Below are 21,214 nucleotides of genomic sequence, written 5' to 3'. Positions count from 1 at the left end.
ATAACTGACTTAAACGCCGACTAGATTGTCGTTTGGATTAGTATTGGCTACCGGCCCACCAATTGTTTCCTCGCTGCCAGTTTCCAGACATCAGCTAAGGCAACAAGGGTGACCGCAAGCCAATCACCAGCTCCGTTGCTGCGCATATCGAATGTCTGGTTTAATGCCCTTGGCGATGGCCACAGATTCGTGCTCGAAAATAGATACGCTATGAGATTTCATACAGCGGACCGCATTCAGGCCTCGTGCGGGTGGGACGCGTGGAATATGCGAGCCTATCAAAGGAAGACGAAAATTTGAGCAGAGCTGGCCTAAACTGGCGGACTCTATCGAGATCAGGTCGGGAGCTTTGAACGCTCCGGCCTGTACCGTGATATCCACCACAGAACAAAGAGTGCTGCCCTAGAGAGGCACGGACGTTCCATGCAAGAATTAGCAGTCTAAGGCCTCCAAACTGATCAGCGAGAGGAATTTTGGTAGTCTATGAAACTTAGAGTTCGTCATGTAACTGACACAAAATAAGGACATCAAGAAGCTCGGACTTCAATTACGTCAAAGCGGCCGGCTTTCTCAAGCATCAAACAGCGGACTGCAACAATGTAAGGGCCGTCGAGGAACCGGATGAAATATTGATCGCCGCCGCCTCGGATCGGACAAGGAACAGCCGTATCAACTTCTCTTGCATGTCGGGATCGATAAGTTCGGATACATCATCGGTTCCCAGAACCGATGTAGCCCGTTCCTGGAATATTTCCCGCTGCTTGTCGATGTCGATGCTGGCGATGCTGTCGGGCAGGCCTAAGGCAGTTTGAATCACGCTTCGCAGCGGAGCATTACCCATGATGGCGAACCACTGACCTTCGGTCGTGCTGGCATTTGCCAGTACATCACCGACAGCAGTATCAACATTCATGGCAAGCCTAAGGTCGTTATCTTGTTCACCAACCGCTGCTTCGAATTGGCGATCTTCGAAACGATCAACAATCTCATCGGCAAATGTGCTAAGGATTGTACGTGGAATACCCAGGTCGCCAAAACCAAATGCGCGGCTAAAGTCGGAATAACGGGTATCCGCCAAGCGATTGGCCAACGCGTCATCATCCAAGGTGCCTTCCTCAAGGATCGTTTTGATGAAAAAGCTGTTATCAATGTCATCATCCAGCCCAAATGCACCCAATGCAACTGATAAGAGTTGGCGATCGCTTACAAGTTCTTCGGCCGTCACAACGTTTCCAATATTTTCTCGGAAATAACTCGTTGCCCTTTCGACCGGTGCGCTTTCGGCAAAAGCTGTTTGCTGCGCTTCAATCGTGCGCTCAAGAAAACGCCAACCGACATAGCCGGTGAGGGGAACAACAGGTTGAAAGCTCATGTCATACGTCCAGAAAGGAGCCGAGTTTCACGCGGCAGGAGGTTTCGCAATGCCTTTAAGGCTCGGTAGAAATCATGCTGATTGACATGCTCCGTCGCAGTATCGAGATGCGTTCGACTGTCTTCATCCCGTAAAGCCTGACTGAGTTGCTCAATACCACGCAAAAGTTGAAACTGCGCATCTTCTTCAGAGACATCGCCCGACAGAACCAGCTGCGCGATGTAGCAGACCCGCCGGACAGGCGTGTTCGCTTCGTCTGGCCGGATCGCATCTCGTAACCGCAAAATGTTCGCATTCGGCGTGAGAATCGACAACCTGCTGCGCCGGTCACCATTTTCAATGACCGCGCCATTGACTAGTACCCGTTCCTTTGGATTCAGTTTTAGCACCAGGCCTGACATCACGTTGTCCCTTGCCCGTTCAGACCGCGCAAGATGGCAGTATTGATTTCGATAAGGGCTGTAATGTCGGCTTTTTTCTGTTGGACGAGACGGCTGTGATGTTCCGTAAATTCAGCCAAATAGAATATCTGCGCCCGCAATGCGTTGGGTAATCCATTGTCCGGATCGGCAACATCTGCCGCGAGAGCCGTCCACATCCGGCGGTTTTCGTGAACAGCCGTGATCAATGCAGGAAAGTTCGACGGAGCTGATGCGTTGGCTTGACGCATCCGGGCTGTGATTTGGCTGATCAGCTGCGCTTCGATTGATCGATCAGATCGAATTGCTGCTTGGGTCGGGGCATATGCTTGCCGGGCTTGTTCTATGACGTTCACGAGAGGTCCTTCCGGGACAATATTGAACGAGACGCGGTTTTACCGCGACAACATGAAGGCGGCGCCAAGTCGTTGGCGCCGCTCAGTGATATTACCGGAACAGCGACAGGATTGTCTGCGGTGCCTGGTTGGCAATAGATAGTGACTGAACACCCAGCTGCTGCTGAACCTGCAGCGCCTGGAGACGTGCAGAGGTCTCTTCCATGTCCGCATCCACCAATGCGCCGATACCGGATTTCAGACTATCAGTCAGGTTCGATATGAACGATGACTGCGTATCAATCCGTCCCTGGCTTGAACCAAAGTCGGCAGCTGCATCGATCGTTGTATCAATGAACGTTTCGATATTGGCCAAAGCAGCGGCGACACTGTCTTCGTTCGTCACGTCAATGTTGTCGAGACCGGCAAGTCCACCTGTGGCTTCGCCACCGGCAGCACCATCAACAGCAATCGTTACGGCTGTTGCGCTGTCAGTATCGATTTCAAGTGTCCAACCACCGGCTTTTTCAACAGCGTTGGTTGTCAAGCCAGCAACACCCGCACCGTCAATGATGGTTTTCAGACCCTTCGCAACATCTTCGAAAGTTTCACCATTTCCGGCAATATAATCGTAGTTGTTCCCGCCAACAGTGACACGGTAGCCGTCACCCTCATTGACACCGGCTGTACCAGAGAATGTGACGTCAGTCGCACGTGAACCAACCGAAAGGCTGTTTGTTGTTGCTGCCGCAGATGTCACCGTACCGCCGGCGTTGTCACCAGCAGCAAGTGCGAATGTTGTGGTTGGTCCGGAGGTGTTTACTTCCACGTCTTCAAACGCACGAGTGTTTGTCAACGTAATTTCACCAGCACCGGTCAATTCCGCACTGATGCCTTCAAGCCCGGCTGCGTTGATAGCTGCCGTCAAGCCAGTCGCCACGTCGTTCGGTGTCAATGCACCGGTGACTGTTGTAAAGCTGACGGTTTCGCCAGCGATCTGCACATTGTACGTTTCATCCGCATTGGCGTTTGTGGCCAAGGTTAGGGTCATCTCGTTGCCAGCTGCAGAGAATTCAGCGCCGGCACCCGCAGCATCTTGCCCAGCACCAGCCGTGACAGCAATGTTACCGGACAAGTCGGTACCAGTACCAAATGCACCCGCATCGAAGCTAAGATCTTGGCGAGCCACCGTGATGTTAGACGATGCAACAGTACCATCACTCGCACGATCAAGTGACGCCAGAACTTCTACGGAATCCTGGCCTTTGAGCATGTTAAGCCCGTTGAACTGAGCGGCGCCCACGACAGATGCGATCTGGTTGGTAATGGCCTCCACATCAGCTTGCAGTTTGGTGCGGTCAACGTTTTCACCCTGCGCAGCGACGATCTTTTCCTTCATGTCGGTCAATAGATCAGTCACTGTCTCAGCACCGTTACGTGCCACGGCAACTGAGGAAGCACCCAAAGACAAACTTTCAGAGATCGCCTTGAAGCCTTTGACATCGGATTCCATAACCTTGGAAATCGCCCAGACGGCAGAATTGTCGCGGGCTGATCCGACTTCTTTACCTGTTGAGATCATCGCCTGCGTTTTGGACAGGTCACTGTTGATGGATTTGAGAGTTTGAAGCGCGACCATCGCGCTATTGTTTGTCAGAATACTGGACATATTTCGTGGTCCTTTTAAATGGCGCTTTGCGCCGCGTTGATTCAGGAAATCGCCCATTTCCGGGCGAACTAAGCGTCATTCTGACGGGATCACCACCCGTTTATCCGAGGTGGTTTAGCCTTATGGCGATGGCCCCAACAAATACTATTGGCGCTGAACAATGCGTTAATGCCAGATGGACAAATCCAACGTATTTTATCTAAATTACGCCTTCTTTTCCAAACCAGGACGCGTCGTAGGAACCTTCGCCATTTGCCCTGACTTGTCATAAATACTCAGCCCTTCGCGGACATGTCGCACAGCGCTTAGCCGATCTTGCGCCGCCGCGACACCAGAGATCGCGGCGCTCAGTAAGGTCTGATTTTCATCGACCTTTCGCTTGATTTGCGCGAGGTTCTGCCGCGACGCGCCGCTTGTCGCCAAAGAATCAAATAATGCGACTTTCTCGTCAGAAATCGCCCCAAGCGCATCAAAATCTGCGGTACGTATCGCGCTTCGTTCACGATCCAGAAGCTCGATCATCTTTCCGGAAACATGATCAGGCATCCAAACGTACCTTCATGGCTTCAAACAGGGCTTCGGCGAGCCCGATCCCGCCAGCTTCCACCATTTCCTTTGCCTGCGCCTCTCGTAAGAACGAGGAAAACTGCTCTTCCCCGATACCACCTCCGAACGAATCGCGCGGCTTACCGACACCGGCGGATTTCAGCATTTCAGCAAGAAATGTTGCTTCGAGTTTGTCGGCGGCATCGCGCAATTGCCCGTCCGCATTTATGTAGTCAGGTATCGCAGTCATGGGGCGTGGTGCAGGCAAAACCGGTATTGCAGTCATCGGATTCTCCGTTTTCATGATTTTCTTTGTTTTGGCGGACAGTCCTAAACATTCAGTAATTTTTCTGCTGCAAAAGAACGGTCATATAGATTCTGTCGGAGAACCGATGACACCTTTGCCAATGATAGAAACCCACAGCACTGCTGGTGTACCCCCTGCTGCGATTGCCAATGAACCGACGCCGAAAGGCGATGGGGAATTTGTTGATCTTCTCGAACAACAAACAGCTGAAGAAGGGTTGGTAGATACCCCGGCGGATGATCAGGGACTGGAGGTCGCGCCTGAACAGAACGTCGAAAATCCTGATCTTGTTCTGGCGCCTTTGGACCCGTTGCAGAAACCAACGCAAAATTCCAATATCCTCGATACAGATCGGCCATCGCTCACACGTCCCGACATCGTGACCAAAGTAGCGACTGATCCTGAGCCCCAAGCCAAACAAAAAGCAGACGCAGATCAAGATGCAGCTGCGACTGAAACTGATACGAAACCAAGTCGGGTAGCAATTTCGGGGCATTCATCGGCCCAAACGATTTTTGAAAGTAAAATGCCTTACTCCCGGCCAGAAACTAATGCAAAGGTTGCCGCACTCATGGCCGGGGATGATAGAATTGCGGCACCGCGCGCTGAAAAAGCGGCGGATTTCCCACGCGGGTCGCAAAACATCGAAAAGGTGCAGGCGAAGCCCCTACAGACGATACCCAAACAAGCGGAGGTAAATGCCGCACAGAACAATGGCATTCCAATTGATTTGGACGTTGATGTTGAGTCAAAAAAACACAGGATTAAGGTCGAACAGCTTCGGCCAATGACGCATGCAACGCCGTCAGCAATGCCTCAGACTACGGCGACAGCAATCCCACAATTTGTAGCAGATGCATCAAACATCATGCCGGATTTGCAAAAGCAGATAGCGGAACAACCGACGGTCGATGCGGATATCGCTACAACCTCAGTATTGGGCGAACGTAGCGGCTTAGGTACAACACCCGTTGGTGCCACAACGCCGTCTGCAGGCCCAGCGCAGGTCGGGCAACAGGTTGTCAACCAAATCGCCACGGCGATGATGCAAAATGGCGGTCGGGTGACCGAGATCGGTTTGAACCCAGAAGAGTTGGGGCGTGTGCGTCTCAGCATGACAGCCCAAGATACAACAATCACACTAAATGTCGTCGCCGAACGACCTGAGACGACTGATCTCCTGCGCAGAAACATCGATGCGCTTGCACAAGAACTTCGCAGCCTAGGCTATGATGACATTAACTTTTCATTTGGCGGAGACGGCACGACTGAAGCTGGGGATGAGGGCAAACCTGTCTTTGACACATCCGATGATGCTCTGACTGAAGAACAAGACATCCTAGCCCCAACACAGCCTCTAACGGGGCTGGACCTGCGTTTATGAGGAATTGAATATGGAAATCGCGCAAACGACAACGACCACTGCAGCCAGCACAACAAGTGTTGCGGATTCTTCAGCTGCAATTACATCTGATTTCGAAACCTTCCTCCAAATGCTCACGGTCCAGATGCAAAATCAGGACCCGCTAAACCCCGTCGATTCGACTGATTATGCGACCCAGTTGGCGACATTCTCGGGCGTTGAACAGGCTGTGCTCACCAACGATTTGCTGCAGGCTCTCAGCTCTCAACTCGTTTCGAGTGGTTTAGCCGACATGGCCGCGTGGGTCGGGAAAGAAGCGCGTGCAGCCACACCAGCCTATTTCGATGGAACGCCCATAACGATCTCACCAAACCCCGCGCTTTTAGCAGATAATGCTGAGATCGTGGTGCATGACGAATATGGTGTCGAGGTACAGCGCTTCGATGTGCCGATAAGCGCAGAACCGGTTGAATGGGCGGGGGTGGCGCCAGGGGGCGTAGCATATCCCAGTGGCATGTATACATTCGAACTGATTAGTAGTCTGGAGGGTGAAATCCTCACGCAGGAAACTGCTGAGGTCTATAGCACCGTCACAGAGGTACGTGCCCAAGATGGACAAACGCTGCTTATACTAGAGGGCGGCTCCGCCATTGCCACAAATCAAGTTAGCGCGCTTCGTGATGCTGGATACTGACACTTTTCAATCAGTGTTTTCTACGACGGTTTAAAGCTAATACGTTGAGCAGAACAGCATTGTCTCTATATCACTTTGAAAAGATGGTAGTCGTTCCCTAGCTTACGCAAACAGTGGCAACCCTATGACCAAGTGCTGCAAAGGTATTGAAATGGAACAGGACGACCTGCCACGGCACCAGCTGCCAGCTGATGACAGGCAGCCGGCCGAGTTTCGAAAGCCGCGTTCCCGGATCATGTATATTGAAAACAAATCACAAGGACTTAGCGGCCCCGCAGTCATTGGGCGTGTCCATTTTTCAAAGTCTGGAAAAACGCTCCATTATAAGGGGCTGAAATTTCAGAGTCTAAAAGGCAGGGGCTTCAAAGCAAACTATTTCGAAATCGCGAGCGGGGATCACTATTGGATTTCCGGGCCGCGGAAAGATCAGAATGATCGTTTGTATGGCGGCCAGCGCGGCGTTGAAATTGATGAAGATATCCGCGATGAATACGTGAAAATCATTTCACGATCGAATCCATCAAAGACCTCGGGTCAGTCCAAATTTGAGATTTTCGGGTGAAAAAGCCGAATTACTAGAAAACAGCCCGTTCGCAACAGGTCAAAGCAGGCTGCTGATCCAAACCGCGCCGCCCACGATTGCACCGCCAACAAACATCCAAAACAGCCCTGCCAGCTTGGTCCGCGGCTTTTGTTCGGGTGCAGGATTGTTCAGGCGGATCAAAGCGTCCTCGGCAAGCCGCGGCAAATGCGGACCGAACCGAGTCAGGATCATTGCCGTTCGCCCAAGATCACGTAGCAAAGCCTTGGGACCAATGCTTTCCTTGATGTAATTTTCGACGATTGGCTTGGCGGATTCCCAGATATTCATATGCGGGTCCAGCGACCGGGCCACCCCTTCGACAACCACCATGGTGCGTTGCAGCAAGATCAGCTCGGTCCGGGTTTCCATGCCGAAGCGTTCGGTCACTTCGAAAAGATAAGCCAACAGACGGGCCATCGAAATACGGCTGGCATCCATGCCGAAAATCGGCTCACCGACAGCCCGTAGGGCACGGGCAAATTCCTCAACATCACGATCCGCAGGCACATAGCCTGCCTCAAAATGAACCTCGGCGACACGTTGATAGTCTTTGCGGATAAAGCCGAACAAAATCTCAGCATAGACGCGCCGTGTGTATTCGTCGATCCGGCCCATGATCCCAAAATCATAAGCGACGATATCACCATTGGCACCGACCTTGAGATTGCCCTGATGCATGTCGCCATGAAAATAACCATCGCGCAGCGCTTGGTTCAGAAACAATTGCAAAACACGCGCCGATAATGCGCGCCGGTCATGCCCCGCCTGATCAAGCAGTTCGTTATCACCAATGCCGATGCCTTCGACCCAGTCCAATGTCATCACGCGGCGACCCGACAAATGCCAACGCACCTGCGGTACGGCAAATCCGGCATCTTCGGCCGTGTTGGCGGCAAATTCGGCGGCGGCGCTGCTTTCCAAACGCAAATCCAGCTCGCCCATGACGACACCCTCGAAATGGGTGATCACATCCATTGGGCGCAGCCGGCGCGAGGCAGGCGACAATACTTCAATCGCGCGGGCCGCAAAATAGAACGCGTCGATATCCTTGCGGAAAGCCTTTTCAATGCCAGGCCGCAGGATTTTCACCGCAACCGGTTCACCAGTGTCAGCCAAATGGGCCTTGTGCACCTGAGCCAAGGATGCGGCCGCAACCGGCTCGGAGAAAGACGCGAAAAGACTGTCCACTGTGACGCCAAGTTCCGCCTGAAGCGATTGTCTGGCCTCTTCCATTGAAAAGGGGGGTAGTTTGTCCTGCAAAACACGCAGTTGGGCCGCCAGTTCATCGCCGACAACATCGGGTCGCGTCGACAGAACTTGCCCGAATTTGATGTAGGCCGGGCCCAGCGCAGTCAGGGCACGAGGTGCGGGCGGCATCGTCGTATCGCCTTTGTAGCCCAGCCATTTAAACGGCCACACCACCGCCCGGAACGTGATCCGCAACAGCGGACCCGCGTCAAAGGCGTCAAGGATCACACCCATCGCGCCAGTGCGTTCAAACGTGGCGCCCGTGCGGATCAGGCGGATAATATTGTGTGGGCCCCGCAAGTTAGAGCTTCCATCCGGAATGGAGGGCAGCGATCCCCATGCTAAGATTGCGGTATTTCGCGTTCCCAAAACCCGCCTCGCGGATCATTCCAAGAAAGCTGTCCTGATCGGGGAATTTACGGATCGACTCAACCAGATATTGATAGCTGTCCCGATCCCCCGCAATCATTTGGCCCATCCGCGGGATCACATTAAACGAATAGGCATCATAGGCGGCCTGCATCATCGGATTTGGCAATTGGCTAAATTCGAGCACCATCAACCGACCACCGGGCTTCAGCACGCGGTAAGCTTCGCGCAGCGCATCTTGCGGGCGTGTCACGTTCCGAATGCCAAAGCTAATGGTGTAAACGTCAAAACTATTCGCATCAAAAGGCAGCGCCATCGCATCGCCAACGGCCCAATCAAGACTGGACGACATTTGCGCCGCTTCAGCCCGTTTACGGCCCTCAACCAGCATCGGTTCGGTCAGATCAAGCACAGTCGCGTGCCCATGCCCTGCCCGTTTGAGAAAACGAAATGAAATATCACCTGTGCCACCCGCGACATCAAGCAAACGCTGCCCGGGCCGGGGTGCCAGCCAATCCATCATTGCATCTTTCCAGACCCGGTGAATGCCAACGGACATGACGTCATTCATAATGTCATACTTGTTGGCGACGGATGAAAACACGCCCTGGACCCGGCCCGCTTTTTCATCTTCGCGGATGGTTTCATATCCGAAATGGGTTGTTTGGTCTGACGTATCGGTCATGTCGTGCCTTCGGCTGCATCCTGTCAGCGCACAGTTATACCCAGACGCAGGCAGAAACAAATGGGCAATCTGCCACGGGCAACAGAACAAGCAGCACAAAGGGGCCTGAAAACCTGTTGGGGTTTTGCATAATTCTGGCGTATGCGATGACCGGTATTGCAAGGAATAGAACCGCATAAATGCCCGAACTGCCCGAAGTTGAAACCGTCAAAGCAGGCATTGCCCCGGTCATGGAGGGTCAGGTGATCGCCCGCGCCGATGTGAACCGTCCGGATCTGCGGTGGCCTTTTCCTACGGATATGGCCGCACGATTGTCGGGCCAGCGCGTGCTGGGCCTACGCCGCCGATCGAAATATATTCTGGTTGACTTGGCCAGCGCCGAAACGCTGTTGATCCATTTGGGCATGTCTGGGCGCATGTTGGTGTCCGGCCAAAAGATAGGTGCGTTCCATCACCCCCACCCCGCCCCCGCCAAACATGATCATGTTGTCTTTCACATGGAAAACGGCGCGCGGGTGACGTTCAACGATGCACGGCGCTTTGGCGCGATGGATTTGATGCAAACAGCGGAGCAGGAGAATCACTGGCTAATCCGCGATATAGGGCCAGAGCCATTGGGGAATGCATTTCACGAAACCTACCTTATCGAGAAGTTCAAAGGACGGAACACACCCGTGAAGTCGGCCCTGCTTGATCAAAGAATCGTTGCAGGTCTGGGCAATATCTATGTGTGCGAAGTTCTGTTTCGGGCGGGGATTCATCCGGCGCGCAAAGCAGGTAAAATCAGTGCGAAACGGGTGGCCGCATTGGTCCCAATCATCCGCGATGTGCTATCCGAAGCAATCGTTGCAGGGGGATCATCGCTGCGTGATTACCGCCAATCGGATGGTGAACTTGGCTACTTTCAACATGTTTTTCAGGTCTATGATCGCGAGGGTGCAGACTGCGTAACCCCCTCTTGTAACATGCAAATCCGCCGAATCGTACAATCGGGACGCTCATCCTTCTTCTGTCCGCAATGCCAAAGATAGCTTGATCCGCGCGCCCGCTTTGCTAATCACTAGGACCTGACCAGCGGCAACAGGGACGGCAGCATGGCTTTTGAAACCATTATCGTTGATATCGCGGACAATATTGCGATGATCACGCTCAACCGGCCGGACGCGCTGAATGCGTTGAACAGCACGCTTCTCACAGAGCTGTGCACGGCACTGGAAGAAGCCGATGTTAATGAGAAGGTGCGCTGTATCGTCATCACTGGATCGGAAAAGGCCTTTGCGGCCGGAGCGGATATCAGCGAAATGGCCGACAAAAGCTTTGTCGAAATGTACACCAGCCGTTTCTTCGAAGCAGAATCAACGCGCTTCAACAACATCCGCAAACCGATCATCGCCGCCGTCGCGGGCTACGCGCTGGGCGGGGGCTGTGAACTGGCCATGATGTGCGATTTCATCATTGCCGCAGATAATGCAAAGTTCGGCCAGCCCGAGATTAATCTGGGCGTCATCGCCGGTTTGGGTGGCACGCAGCGCCTGACCCGTTTTGTCGGCAAAGCAAAATCGATGGATATGCATCTGACGGGCCGTTTCATGGATGCAGACGAGGCTGAGCGCTCGGGGTTGGTCAGCCGCGTTGTGCCTGTCAAAAAGCTACTTGCCGAAGCCAAGGCAGCTGCCGAAAAGATCGCCGAGAAATCATTGATCGCATCGACCGCTGCAAAAAGCGCTGTTGACCGAGCCTATGAAACAACGCTGGCCGAAGGGCTGCAATATGAACGCACGCTGTTTAACTCGCTTTTCTCAACCGAGGACCAAAGCGAAGGAATGGCCGCTTTCATGGAAAAACGCGAAGCGCAATTCCGCGATCGGTAGATATGGTACTCCTTTGCGTTTGATCGGTTGACTCAAGACCCGTCAGCCCCTATCAGCCGCGCTGTACATGCGTGTGAGGCCCGCTTTGGCCAGACAGCCGGTTCTAAAAACCCGGGTTGGGCTTCTTGCGCGATAGATTTTGAATTGACCCAACCTACGGAACACAGACATGGCAAATACACCACAAGCCAAAAAACGCGCGCGCCAGAATGAGGCCCGCTACGCAATCAACAAAATGCGCCGCTCACGGATTCGCACTTCGCTGCGCGCCGTCGAAGAGGCCATCGCCTCCGGTGATAAAGACGCTGCGGCAGCCGCATTGAAGGCCGCACAGCCCGAACTGATGCGCGGCGTTACCAAAGGCGTCTACCACAAGAACACTGCAGCACGGAAAATGTCGCGCTTGGCTGCGCGGGTCAAAGCCATCGGTTAACCGACCGGCAATTTCTTGCGTTTTGAGAATCGAAAAATGCGTCCAGACGGGCGCATTTTTTTTGTGGACCTGTTGCAGCCTTGCGCAGGTTTTCTTGTCATTTCAAAGGGTCCATAGATTCTTTTTCCACAATCACCGAGTCAAGCGCGTTGTTGTGTTGAAGCAGGCGCTGACGCCTTGCTAGCTTATGCTTGCGATTCACGTCGTTCCGGGGGGAACATGGAGAGGATCCAGCAAGACCGCACCGCATAAAGGACAGATGCGGCAGCTTTGTTGGACTTCATGCATGGTGGTGTCGGGGCTCATAGTACGGCTATGAAACCAGTCCACTTTTGTGTCTGCGCGATGGTCAGGGTCTGCTCCTTGACGGTTGTCGTTGTCTGATGTCCCGATATCTGCCGTTCGGCATTCATCAACGCGCTTTTGGCGATGATGAATGTTTTGGCCTATAGGTTTGGTGAAAGACCGTGCATTTGGGTGGGGCTACCCAGATGACGCGATATTTTTTGCCCGGGATATGGCTGTCTCGTGTGTGTATTGGCGCGCTGCAAGGCAAGGCGGCGCGTGCAGTGAGTAGGGCAAAAAGGGACAAGATGACGAACGATATCTGGGCAAAAGTGTTGACAGCTCTCAAAGGTGCGCTGGGCGCCAATAGTTTTTCGAGCTGGATTGAGCCATTGGAATTTTCGCAATTGGCTGGTGGGGTTGCGACCTTCCACGTACCAACCAATTTCATTGGAAACTACGTGTCCCAGAACTTTGGCGACCAGATAATCTACCATCTCAACCAACATGGCCAGAACGTTCAGCGCCTACAATTTGACGTACCCAAACTGACGAAACCGGCCGCGCAAAAGCAGACAGAGCGTGTCGCGTCCAAGCCAAGCGGTGATGATGAAATTGCTGGCTCTCCCCTTGATGCCCGTTTCACCTTTGACACCTTCATCGTTGGCAAACCCAACGAGCTTGCCCATGCCGCTGCTCGCCGTGTGGCCGAAGGTGGCCCGATCACTTTCAACCCTCTTTTCCTTTACGGCGGCGTAGGGCTGGGCAAGACCCATTTGATGCATGCGATTGCACATGAGCTGAAACAGCGCTCGCCCGGATTGAATGTCCTTTATCTGTCAGCCGAGCAATTCATGTATCGCTTCATCACGGCGCTGCGCGAACGCAAAATGATGGACTTCAAACAACTGTTCCGTTCGGTTGACGTGTTGATGGTCGATGATGTGCAATTCATCGCAGGCAAGGACAGCACTCAGGAAGAGTTCTTTCACACATTCAACGCACTTGTGGATGGCCAGAAACAGATCATCATTTCGGCGGATCGCGCGCCAGGCGAAATCAAAGATCTTGAAGAGCGGATCAAATCGCGCCTGCAATGTGGTCTGGTGGTCGACCTGCACCCAACCGATTATGAACTGCGGCTTAGCGTACTGCAGTCCAAGGTCGCGTATTACGCAGCCCAATATCCCGGGTTGCAAATCGCCGATGGCGTTCTTGAATTCCTAGCCCACCGCATCACGACCAATGTGCGTGTGCTTGAGGGCGCGTTGACCCGCCTGTTCGCCTTTGCTTCGCTTGTCGGGCGGGAAATTACGCTGGAATTGACTCAAGACTGCTTGTCTGACGTGCTGAAAGCTTCCGATCGCAAGGTCACCGTTGAGGAAATTCAGCGGAAAGTATCCGAGCATTACAATATCCGTCTGTCTGATATGATTGGCCCCAAGCGGGTGCGCAATTATGCCCGCCCACGTCAGATGGCAATGTATCTCGCCAAGCATATGACCAGCCGTTCGCTGCCTGAAATCGGGCGCCGGTTTGGCGGGCGTGACCATACGACTGTCATGCATGGCGTACGCAAGATTGAAGAGCTAAAAGCGCTTGATAGTCAAATCGCAGACGACTTGGAACTATTGCGCAGGGCGCTGTCCGAATAAGACCAGCGCTTGACGGCGCAAGGTGCATCGTCAACAGTCCAACAAAACGCTTGAGCAACCGGAAAAATGCAGTACATTTTGCGTCCCGGCGGCGGGGGCCACCAAGATATGCGGAGCATTGAGATATGAAATTCAGCATTGAACGTGGGGTGCTGCTCAAGGCGGTCGCCCAGGCGCAGTCGGTTGTTGAAAGACGCAACACGATACCAATTTTGGCCAATGTCCTGATCGAGGCTGAAGGTGACGACGTTCATTTCCGCGCGACCGATCTGGATATCGAAGTGGTTGACAAAGCCCCGGCCAAAGTGGAACGCGCGGGCGCCACAACCGTTGCCGCTGTGACGTTGAACGAGATTGTGCGTAAATTGCCCGATGGGGCCTTGGTTACGCTCACCGAAGATGGGGCCTCCGGGCGGCTGACGATTGAGGCGGGGCGTTCAAACTTCTCGCTTGCGACATTACCGAAAGAGGATTTTCCGGTGATGGCTTCATCGGAATATGCCGCCAACTTCTCGGCTCCGGCCCCGGTATTGCGCCGATTATTCGACAAGTCGAAATTCGCGATTTCGACGGAAGAGACACGATATTATCTGAACGGCGTCTATATGCATATCGCCGATTCTGATGGCGGCAAGGTGCTGCGTTGCGTGGCGACCGATGGTCACCGTCTGGCACGGATCGATGCCGATTTGCCGGAAGGTGCCACAGATATGGCGGGCGTGATTGTCCCCCGCAAGACGGTCGGTGAGCTGCGTAAGCTGCTGGATGATGATGACATGCAGATTGCTATCTCGGTGTCCGAGACGAAAATCCGTTTTGCAACACCCGCAATTACGCTGACATCCAAGGTGATCGACGGCACTTTCCCAGACTACACACGTGTCATTCCACAAGGAAACACGCGAAAGCTCGAGGTGGATGCCAGCGAATTTGCGAAGGCCGTCGACCGTGTGGCCACCGTCTCGTCGGAACGATCCCGCGCCGTAAAGCTGTCGCTCGATGAGGACCGGCTGGTTTTGTCAGTGAATGCCCCCGATAGCGGCGCTGCTGAGGAAGAACTGGCCGTTGCCTATAATGATGAGCGTTTGGAAATCGGGTTTAACGCCAAGTATCTTTTGGAAATTGCCAGCCAAGTTGACCGTGAGAATGCTATTTTCATGTTCAACTCTTCGGGTGATCCAACACTGATGCGCGAAGGCAATGACACATCAGCAGTCTATGTCGTCATGCCGATGCGCGTGTGACGGGGGCCAAAATTTATCTAAATTTTGGAAGCAGGATTTACCTAAATCCTGTTTGGCGCGGATGACTGAACTTGCGCTAACATCGCTGACTTTGTCACATTTTCGCTCGCATAAGCGCGCGGAGCTTGCGCTTGATCCGCGTCCTGTTGCGATTTTTGGTCCCAATGGTGCCGGCAAGACCAACCTGATTGAAGCCGTCTCGCTTTTATCGCCGGGACGCGGTTTGCGCCGTGCAGGTGCTGATGATCTATCACGCAAGCCTGAGGCCCTGGGTTGGAAGGTCACGGCCCACCTGCAATCGCTTAACACCACGCACGAACTTGAAACCTGGGCCGAACCCGGTAATTCCCGCCAATTGCGGATCGACGGTAAAACCGCCCCGCAGGTCGCTTTGGGTCGTATCGCACGGATGTTGTGGCTGGTTCCGTCGATGGACCGGCTTTGGATCGAAGGGGCCGAAGGCCGCCGCCGTTTCCTGGACCGCGCCACGCTTAGCTTTGAACCAAGCCATGCCGAGGCAGTGCTCAGCTATGAACGTGCGATGCGTGAACGGAACCGTCTGCTGAAAGACATGGTGCGCGATCCGCATTGGTATGCGGCGATTGAGCTGCAGATGGCCGAATCCGGGGCCGCAATCCAGCGCAACCGCTTGGCCGCAATTGCCGAATTGACCGCCGCCCAGCAAGCCGCGACCACCGCTTTTCCCAAAGCGGCCTTGTCGCTTACATCTGCCGAACCCATCCCCGAAGACTTGCAAACTGCGCTAGCGGATAACCGCAACCGGGACATGGCCGCCGGGCGCACCTTGATCGGGCCGCATCGCGCCGATCTGGATGCCGTTTATGTTGAAAAAAACGTGGCGGCCAAGGACTGTTCTACCGGCGAACAAAAGGCGCTGCTGATCTCGCTCATCCTTGCCAATGGCCGGGCTTTGGCCAAATCATTCGGTGCCCCGCCGATCCTTTTGCTGGATGAGGTCGCAGCCCACCTGGACGCAGGACGCCGAGCCGCGCTTTATGATGAGATTTGCGGGTTGGGTGCGCAGGCCTTCATGACCGGCACCGGGCCCGAGCTTTTCGCCGAGTTGGGCACCCGGGCCCAATATGCCGAAGTGACCGAAACCGATGGGCATTCCACCCTGACAACAAATGACAGGCCATGACCCCACAACGCGTGACCCTAATCACGCTCGGCGTTGAGGATTTAGATCGCGCCAAGGCGTTCTATGCAGCACTGGGCTGGGTGCCCACCCGCGAAATCGCGGGAGAGGTTGTCTTTTACCAAATCAACGGCATGGCCTTGGGCTTTTTTGGGAAATCGGCGCTGGCCGCAGACCAAGGCAGGCCGGATGCCACACTTGGGACCGGGGCAATCACACTCGCACAAAATTTCGAAACAGAGGCCGAGGTCAATGCGGCCTATGAATTGGCCATATCAGCAGGGGCTGAGGGTTTGAAGAAGCCGGAAAAAGTATTCTGGGGCGGGTATTCAGGCTATTACGCAGATCCTGACGGACATGTCTGGGAAGTCGCGCAGAACCCGTTTTGGTCGCTGAATGATGATGGCAGCCTGACATTGCCAACATCATGACAATCACCTTGACTGAAATGCTGCTTTATGCCGGGGCGCTTGTCGTGCTTTTCATGACGCCCGGGCCGGTTTGGGTGGCGCTGCTGGCGCGGTCCCTGTCGGGTGGGTTTCAGGCGGCCTGGCCCTTGGCGATCGGGGTCGCCATCGGTGACATTGTCTGGCCACTTGTCGCGGCATTAGGGGTAACATGGCTGGTCTCGGTTTTTGCCGGGTTCATGACGGCGCTGCAATGGATCGCGGTGATTGTTTTTCTGGGGATGGGCATCGCATTGATCCGCAATGCAAATCACGCGCTGAACGCAAATAGCCGGTTGACGCGGCCGGGAATGTGGGCGGGGTTTGTGGCGGGGCTCGCGGTGATTATCGGAAACCCCAAGGCTGCGCTGTTCTACATGGGAATTTTGCCGGGTTTCTTTGACCTCAGCCATGTGACGACCGCAGATCTGATCGTCATCTGTATGCTCAGCTTCGTTGTGCCATTGCTCGGCAATCTGGTGCTTGCTGCCTCAGTCGATCGGGTGCGCGGCTTGCTCAAGTCGCCCAGCGCAGTGCGACGGATGAACCTGACAGCTGGCTGGCTACTGATCGCTGTAGGAATTGTTATCGCGCTCACTTAGGCGCGGCGAGCCACGGTTTCAAATAAGTGACCAGCCGTTCATGGGATTTGTTGGTGTTATCTAAAGCACAGAGTTTCAAGGCCATCGCCTGGACCGCAAATGCCTGAATACCTTCGGCCAATAACACCGGGTCTACATCGGTGCGGATCACCGTCCCTTGCAACGCGTAGATCCACGTGACGAACAATTCCACCTGGCGCATGAAGTTATGCGATATCAGCTCTGTTGTTTCAATGGCCCCCGCCCCGGAAAACCGCATGACGACATCAAAGACAAACCGATCCTGCGCCATGTAGTCCATCAGCGGAGCCAACCTGACTGCAAATGTGTCGATGTCGGTTGGAGGCGGGGCGTCGGCCATTTGCCCAAGAATGCGCTCCATCTCCTGGCCGATGATAAGGGCCATCAGCCGATCTTTGTCCGCGAAGTGAGAAAAGAACGTGCCTTTGGCCACCTGCGCGCGGGCAACGACATCTTCCACTCGCAGGCCAGAAAATCCGTCTGTTGCGATAATGGCTTCTGCTGCGGCGATCAGCTTGGCACGGGTTTCCTGACGGCGTTTCTGGGGTGCGCGTTTTTCCATGGGCCACAAATTCGCATCTTTCATGACCGTGGTCAAATTTGATATTGACCACGGTCAATTTTTTGAACTATAAAATGACCGCAGTCAATTTAATGGGTTTCGATATGGCACAAAAGCGCATTCTCATTCTTAATGGACATCCCGGACAAACATCGCTTTCGCGCCAATTTGCAGAAAGCTATGCAAAAGCAGCGCAGCAGGCCGGGGCAGAAATTCGGACACATCATCTATCAGAAATGCAATTCGATATGGATATGGGCAGCGGAAACTATTCACAGACCAAACCTCTGGAGCCTCAGCTAGACCGTTTCATGGCCGATCTGGAATGGGCGAACCACTTCGTCTTGACGACCCCGATGTGGTGGGGTGGTTTGCCCGCTAAACTAAAAGGCTTGTTTGATCGGGCTCTCTTGCCAGGGCGGGCGTTTGATACACGCGTTACAAAGATGGGTATGCCGACGCCGATGCTGACCGGGAAAACCGGGCATGTGATCATGACATCCGACACCCCGCGCTGGTTTCAGCGGCTCATCTACAAAAGCGCGATCATCCATCAATTGAAGAAACAGATCCTTGGTTTCGTCGGGATCAAGCTGACCCGCTACACTTATTTTTCCGGCGCGAGCGATGCGACTGCTGCCACCGTTGCCCGATGGATTGACAAGGTAGAAAAGCAAGGGAAATTGACGGCCTAACCAGTTCCCCAAAAACCACAAAATATTGTGCCAATTGCGTGACAAACCCCCTGAAAACGCATATATTTTGCGGATAAAGACACGGGACAAAACACATGGCCGATGACAATCAAAACCAAGAAGAATACGGCGCCGATTCTATTAAAGTTCTCAAGGGCTTAGAAGCGGTACGCAAACGTCCCGGCATGTATATCGGGGACACAGACGACGGCTCGGGTCTGCACCATATGGTGTATGAAGTTGTCGATAACGGCATTGATGAGGCTTTGGCCGGCCACGCGGACCATGTTTACGTGAAAATCAATGCCGACGGCTCGGTCACAGTGGGCGACAATGGGCGCGGTATTCCCGTTGATATCCACGCCGAAGAAGGCGTCTCAGCCGCCGAGGTCATCATGACCCAATTGCACGCTGGCGGTAAGTTCGACAGCAACTCTTATAAAGTCTCAGGCGGCCTGCACGGCGTTGGCGTCTCTGTTGTGAACGCGCTGTCCGATTTTCTTGAGCTGCGCATCTGGCGCGACGACAAAGAACACTACGCGCGTTTTGAGGGCGGCTTTACAACCGAACATCTGCGTGTTGAAGGCGAAGCAAACGGGCGCAAGGGGACCGAGGTTACTTTCCTGGCCAGCACCGACACTTTCAGCAACCGCGACTACAGCTTTGACACGCTCGAAAAGCGCCTGCGCGAGCTGGCGTTCCTGAATTCTGGCGTGCGTATCATTTTGGAAGACCTGCGCCCGGCTGAGCCGCTCAAGGCGGACTTGTTCTACGAAGGCGGCGTGAAAGAATTCGTCAAATACCTCGACCGGTCCAAAACGCCTTTGATGGATGCCCCGATTTATGTCGCGGGCGAGCGGGACGATATCGGCGTCGAAGTCGCGATGTGGTGGAATGACAGCTACAATGAAATGGTCTTGCCGTTCACCAATAACATCCCGCAGCGCGATGGCGGGACGCATATGGCAGGTTTCCGGGGCGCGCTGACCCGCGCCATTGCGAAATACGCGACCGAAACCGGCATCACCAAAAAGGAAAAGGTTAGCCTGACAGGTGATGACGCACGCGAAGGTCTGACCTGCGTGTTGTCGGTCAAGGTGCCTGATCCGAAATTCTCAAGCCAGACCAAGGACAAGCTGGTCAGTTCCGAAGTGCGCCCTGCTGTTGAAAACCTGATGGGCGAAAAGCTGAACGAATGGTTCGAAGAAAACCCCAATGAGGCCAAGGCGATCATCACCAAAATCGTCGAAGCCGCCGCTGCCCGCGAGGCCGCGCGCAAAGCACGTGAAATCCGCCGAAAATCGGCAATGGACGTGAATTTTAACGCCTCAAAACTGAAAGACTGTTCTGAAAAAGACCCATCCAAGACCGAAGTTTTCCTCGTCGAGGGGGATTCCGCCGGTGGCTCTGCCCAAACCGGGCGCGACCGGAAAACCCAGGCGATTTTGCCCCTGCGCGGGAAAATCCTGAACGTAGAACGCGCGCGGTTTGACCGGATGCTGTCCAGCCAGGAGGTTGGCAACCTTGTGATGGCGCTGGGCACCGGGATTGGCCGGGACGAATTCAACATCGAAAAGCTGCGTTACCACAAGGTCGTTATCATGACCGATGCGGATGTCGACGGCGCGCATATTCGCACCCTTCTGCTGACATTCTTCTTCCGTCAAATGCCCGAATTGATCGAGGGCGGGTACCTCTATATCGCACAACCGCCGCTTTATAAGGTGTCGCGCGGCAAATCCGAAGTGTACCTGAAAGATCAGGCCGCAATGGATGAATACCTGATCGAACAAGGGATCGAAGGCGCGTTGCTGCGGCAGGGCAACGGCGAAGAAATCACTGGTGCAGACCTGCGCCGGGTGGTTGACGAAGCCCGCCAGCTCAAACGGGTTTTGGAAGCCTTTCCAACGCATTACCCGCGCCATATTCTGGAACAAGCCGCGATCGCCGGGGCCTTTGTGCCGGGCGTTGTCGACAGCGATTTGCAAGGCACAGCCGACCGCGTCGCCGCCCGTTTGGACCTCATCGCACTCGAATGGGAACGCGGTTGGCAGGGGCGGATTACGCAGGATAAGGGGATGCGGTTGGCGCGGATTTTGCGCGGGGTTGAAGAAGTCCGCACGCTGGATGGACCGATGCTGCGCTCGGGCGAGGCGCGCAAGACCGGGACGTTTACCCAAAGCCTGCAAGATGTCTACAATCTGCCTGCCACGCTGGTCCGAAAGGACAGGAGCCAACTGATCCACGGCCCACTTGATCTGCTGAAAGCGATCCTGGAAGAAGGCGAAAAAGGCCTTTCTTTACAACGATATAAGGGCCTGGGCGAGATGAATCCAGACCAGCTTTGGGAGACCACATTGGACCCCGATGCCCGCACCCTGTTGCAAGTCAAGGTAGATGATGTGGCGGAGGCCGATGATCTGTTTACCAAGCTGATGGGCGACGTCGTTGAGCCGCGCCGCGAGTTCATCCAGAACAATGCGCTGAACGTCGAAAACTTGGATTTCTGACGTACAGCGGGCGTACATACCGCGTACAGAACCTGTACATATGATCTTGCCTGCGGCGTTATTCAGCGCTCGCCTCATGATTGCTTATGCATTACGCTGGAAGACAATTTGAACACCTGCGCATTGGCACAGAACCACGAT

Annotated in this window: 22 protein-coding genes; 13 read left to right on the top strand and 9 right to left on the bottom strand. The window is 54.3% G+C overall.

All coding sequences use genetic code 11. The features are described from left to right. Positions 1–577: 577 nt before the first annotated feature. From AABB29_RS07615 to AABB29_RS07590, 6 genes are all read right to left on the bottom strand, one after another. Positions 578–1,372, bottom strand: a complete 795-nt coding sequence (locus AABB29_RS07615; protein WP_341367504.1) for a DUF1217 domain-containing protein — start codon at positions 1,370–1,372, stop codon at positions 578–580. After that, the gene (gene flbT / locus AABB29_RS07610) at positions 1,369–1,773 is read right to left on the bottom strand and encodes a flagellar biosynthesis repressor FlbT (RefSeq protein WP_341367505.1); all 405 of its coding nucleotides are present in this window, start codon (positions 1,771–1,773) and stop codon (positions 1,369–1,371) included. The genes AABB29_RS07615 and flbT overlap by 4 nt, the downstream gene beginning before the upstream one ends. Continuing rightward, positions 1,773–2,147 carry a flagellar biosynthesis regulator FlaF gene (flaF, locus tag AABB29_RS07605; protein ID WP_341367506.1) on the bottom strand — a complete coding sequence of 125 codons (375 nt, stop codon included), beginning with the start codon at positions 2,145–2,147 and terminating at the stop codon, positions 1,773–1,775. Before flaF ends, flbT begins: the two co-directional genes overlap by 1 nt. Before the next feature lie 91 nt (positions 2,148–2,238). Next, complete coding sequence (locus tag AABB29_RS07600) at positions 2,239–3,795, bottom strand: flagellin (RefSeq protein ID WP_341367507.1); 1,557 nt, start codon at positions 3,793–3,795, stop codon at positions 2,239–2,241. Between the two features lie 204 nt (positions 3,796–3,999). Continuing rightward, the gene (locus tag AABB29_RS07595) at positions 4,000–4,341 is read right to left on the bottom strand and encodes a hypothetical protein (protein ID WP_341367508.1); all 342 of its coding nucleotides are present in this window, start codon (positions 4,339–4,341) and stop codon (positions 4,000–4,002) included. Next, complete coding sequence (locus AABB29_RS07590) at positions 4,334–4,627, bottom strand: rod-binding protein (RefSeq protein WP_341367509.1); 294 nt, start codon at positions 4,625–4,627, stop codon at positions 4,334–4,336. Before AABB29_RS07590 ends, AABB29_RS07595 begins: the two co-directional genes overlap by 8 nt. A 16-nt stretch (positions 4,628–4,643) precedes the next feature. Between AABB29_RS07590 and AABB29_RS07585 the strand changes: the two genes are divergently transcribed. The 3 genes from AABB29_RS07585 (at position 4,644) to AABB29_RS07575 (ending at position 7,267) form a co-directional block, all read left to right on the top strand. After that, complete coding sequence (locus AABB29_RS07585) at positions 4,644–6,032, top strand: flagellar hook-length control protein FliK (protein WP_341367510.1); 1,389 nt, start codon at positions 4,644–4,646, stop codon at positions 6,030–6,032. A 10-nt stretch (positions 6,033–6,042) separates the two neighbouring features. Beyond that, entirely contained in the window at positions 6,043–6,705 is a 663-nt protein-coding gene (locus tag AABB29_RS07580; protein ID WP_373636856.1) for a flagellar hook capping FlgD N-terminal domain-containing protein, read from the top strand. A gap of 151 nt (positions 6,706–6,856) precedes the next feature. Further along, entirely contained in the window at positions 6,857–7,267 is a 411-nt protein-coding gene (locus AABB29_RS07575) for a 1-deoxy-D-xylulose-5-phosphate synthase (RefSeq protein WP_341367513.1), read from the top strand. A gap of 39 nt (positions 7,268–7,306) precedes the next feature. On the opposite strand, the gene ubiB is transcribed toward AABB29_RS07575, so the two are convergent. Next, positions 7,307–8,836 carry a 2-polyprenylphenol 6-hydroxylase gene (gene ubiB, locus AABB29_RS07570; protein WP_341367514.1) on the bottom strand — a complete coding sequence of 510 codons (1,530 nt, stop codon included), beginning with the start codon at positions 8,834–8,836 and terminating at the stop codon, positions 7,307–7,309. Position 8,837: 1 nt separating this feature from the next. Further along, positions 8,838–9,590, bottom strand: coding sequence for a bifunctional demethylmenaquinone methyltransferase/2-methoxy-6-polyprenyl-1,4-benzoquinol methylase UbiE (ubiE, locus tag AABB29_RS07565; protein ID WP_373636855.1), 753 nt, complete (start codon positions 9,588–9,590; stop codon positions 8,838–8,840). Positions 9,591–9,769: 179 nt separating this feature from the next. On the opposite strand from ubiE, the gene mutM reads away from it, so the two are divergent. From mutM to AABB29_RS07525, 8 genes are all read left to right on the top strand, one after another. Beyond that, positions 9,770–10,621 carry a bifunctional DNA-formamidopyrimidine glycosylase/DNA-(apurinic or apyrimidinic site) lyase gene (gene mutM, locus AABB29_RS07560; RefSeq protein WP_341367515.1) on the top strand — a complete coding sequence of 284 codons (852 nt, stop codon included), beginning with the start codon at positions 9,770–9,772 and terminating at the stop codon, positions 10,619–10,621. A 63-nt stretch (positions 10,622–10,684) separates the two neighbouring features. Continuing rightward, entirely contained in the window at positions 10,685–11,461 is a 777-nt protein-coding gene (locus AABB29_RS07555) for an enoyl-CoA hydratase (protein ID WP_341367516.1), read from the top strand. Between the two features lie 169 nt (positions 11,462–11,630). Further along, a complete protein-coding gene (rpsT, locus tag AABB29_RS07550) occupies positions 11,631–11,894 on the top strand; it encodes a 30S ribosomal protein S20 (protein ID WP_341367517.1) in 264 nt (87 codons plus the stop codon). Positions 11,895–12,487: 593 nt separating this feature from the next. After that, positions 12,488–13,834, top strand: coding sequence for a chromosomal replication initiator protein DnaA (gene dnaA, locus AABB29_RS07545; protein ID WP_341367518.1), 1,347 nt, complete (start codon positions 12,488–12,490; stop codon positions 13,832–13,834). Between the two features lie 125 nt (positions 13,835–13,959). After that, entirely contained in the window at positions 13,960–15,078 is a 1,119-nt protein-coding gene (gene dnaN, locus AABB29_RS07540) for a DNA polymerase III subunit beta (protein ID WP_341367519.1), read from the top strand. 61 nt (positions 15,079–15,139) lie between these two features. Beyond that, complete coding sequence (recF, locus tag AABB29_RS07535; protein WP_341367520.1) at positions 15,140–16,240, top strand: DNA replication/repair protein RecF; 1,101 nt, start codon at positions 15,140–15,142, stop codon at positions 16,238–16,240. Next, the gene (locus AABB29_RS07530) at positions 16,237–16,668 is read left to right on the top strand and encodes a VOC family protein (protein ID WP_341367521.1); all 432 of its coding nucleotides are present in this window, start codon (positions 16,237–16,239) and stop codon (positions 16,666–16,668) included. Before recF ends, AABB29_RS07530 begins: the two co-directional genes overlap by 4 nt. Next, positions 16,665–17,285, top strand: a complete 621-nt coding sequence (locus tag AABB29_RS07525; RefSeq protein ID WP_341367522.1) for a LysE family translocator — start codon at positions 16,665–16,667, stop codon at positions 17,283–17,285. Before AABB29_RS07530 ends, AABB29_RS07525 begins: the two co-directional genes overlap by 4 nt. On the opposite strand, the gene AABB29_RS07520 is transcribed toward AABB29_RS07525, so the two are convergent. Next, positions 17,278–17,892: a TetR/AcrR family transcriptional regulator gene (locus tag AABB29_RS07520; protein ID WP_341367523.1), complete on the bottom strand. Its 615-nt coding sequence runs from the start codon at positions 17,890–17,892 to the stop codon at positions 17,278–17,280. The genes AABB29_RS07525 and AABB29_RS07520 overlap by 8 nt on opposite strands. A gap of 80 nt (positions 17,893–17,972) precedes the next feature. Here AABB29_RS07520 and AABB29_RS07515 point away from each other — a divergent pair, with 80 nt between their 5' ends. Continuing rightward, positions 17,973–18,563 (top strand): NAD(P)H-dependent oxidoreductase, encoded by a 591-nt coding sequence (locus AABB29_RS07515; protein WP_373636907.1) that lies wholly within the window; start codon positions 17,973–17,975, stop codon positions 18,561–18,563. Between the two features lie 95 nt (positions 18,564–18,658). Then, the gene (gyrB, locus tag AABB29_RS07510) at positions 18,659–21,073 is read left to right on the top strand and encodes a DNA topoisomerase (ATP-hydrolyzing) subunit B (protein WP_341367525.1); all 2,415 of its coding nucleotides are present in this window, start codon (positions 18,659–18,661) and stop codon (positions 21,071–21,073) included. The last annotated feature ends 141 nt before the right edge of the window (positions 21,074–21,214 follow it).

The organism is Yoonia sp. BS5-3 (assembly GCF_038069655.2).
GTDB lineage: Bacteria > Pseudomonadota > Alphaproteobacteria > Rhodobacterales > Rhodobacteraceae > Yoonia > Yoonia phaeophyticola.
This window is presented reverse-complemented; position numbering and strand designations above follow the sequence as displayed.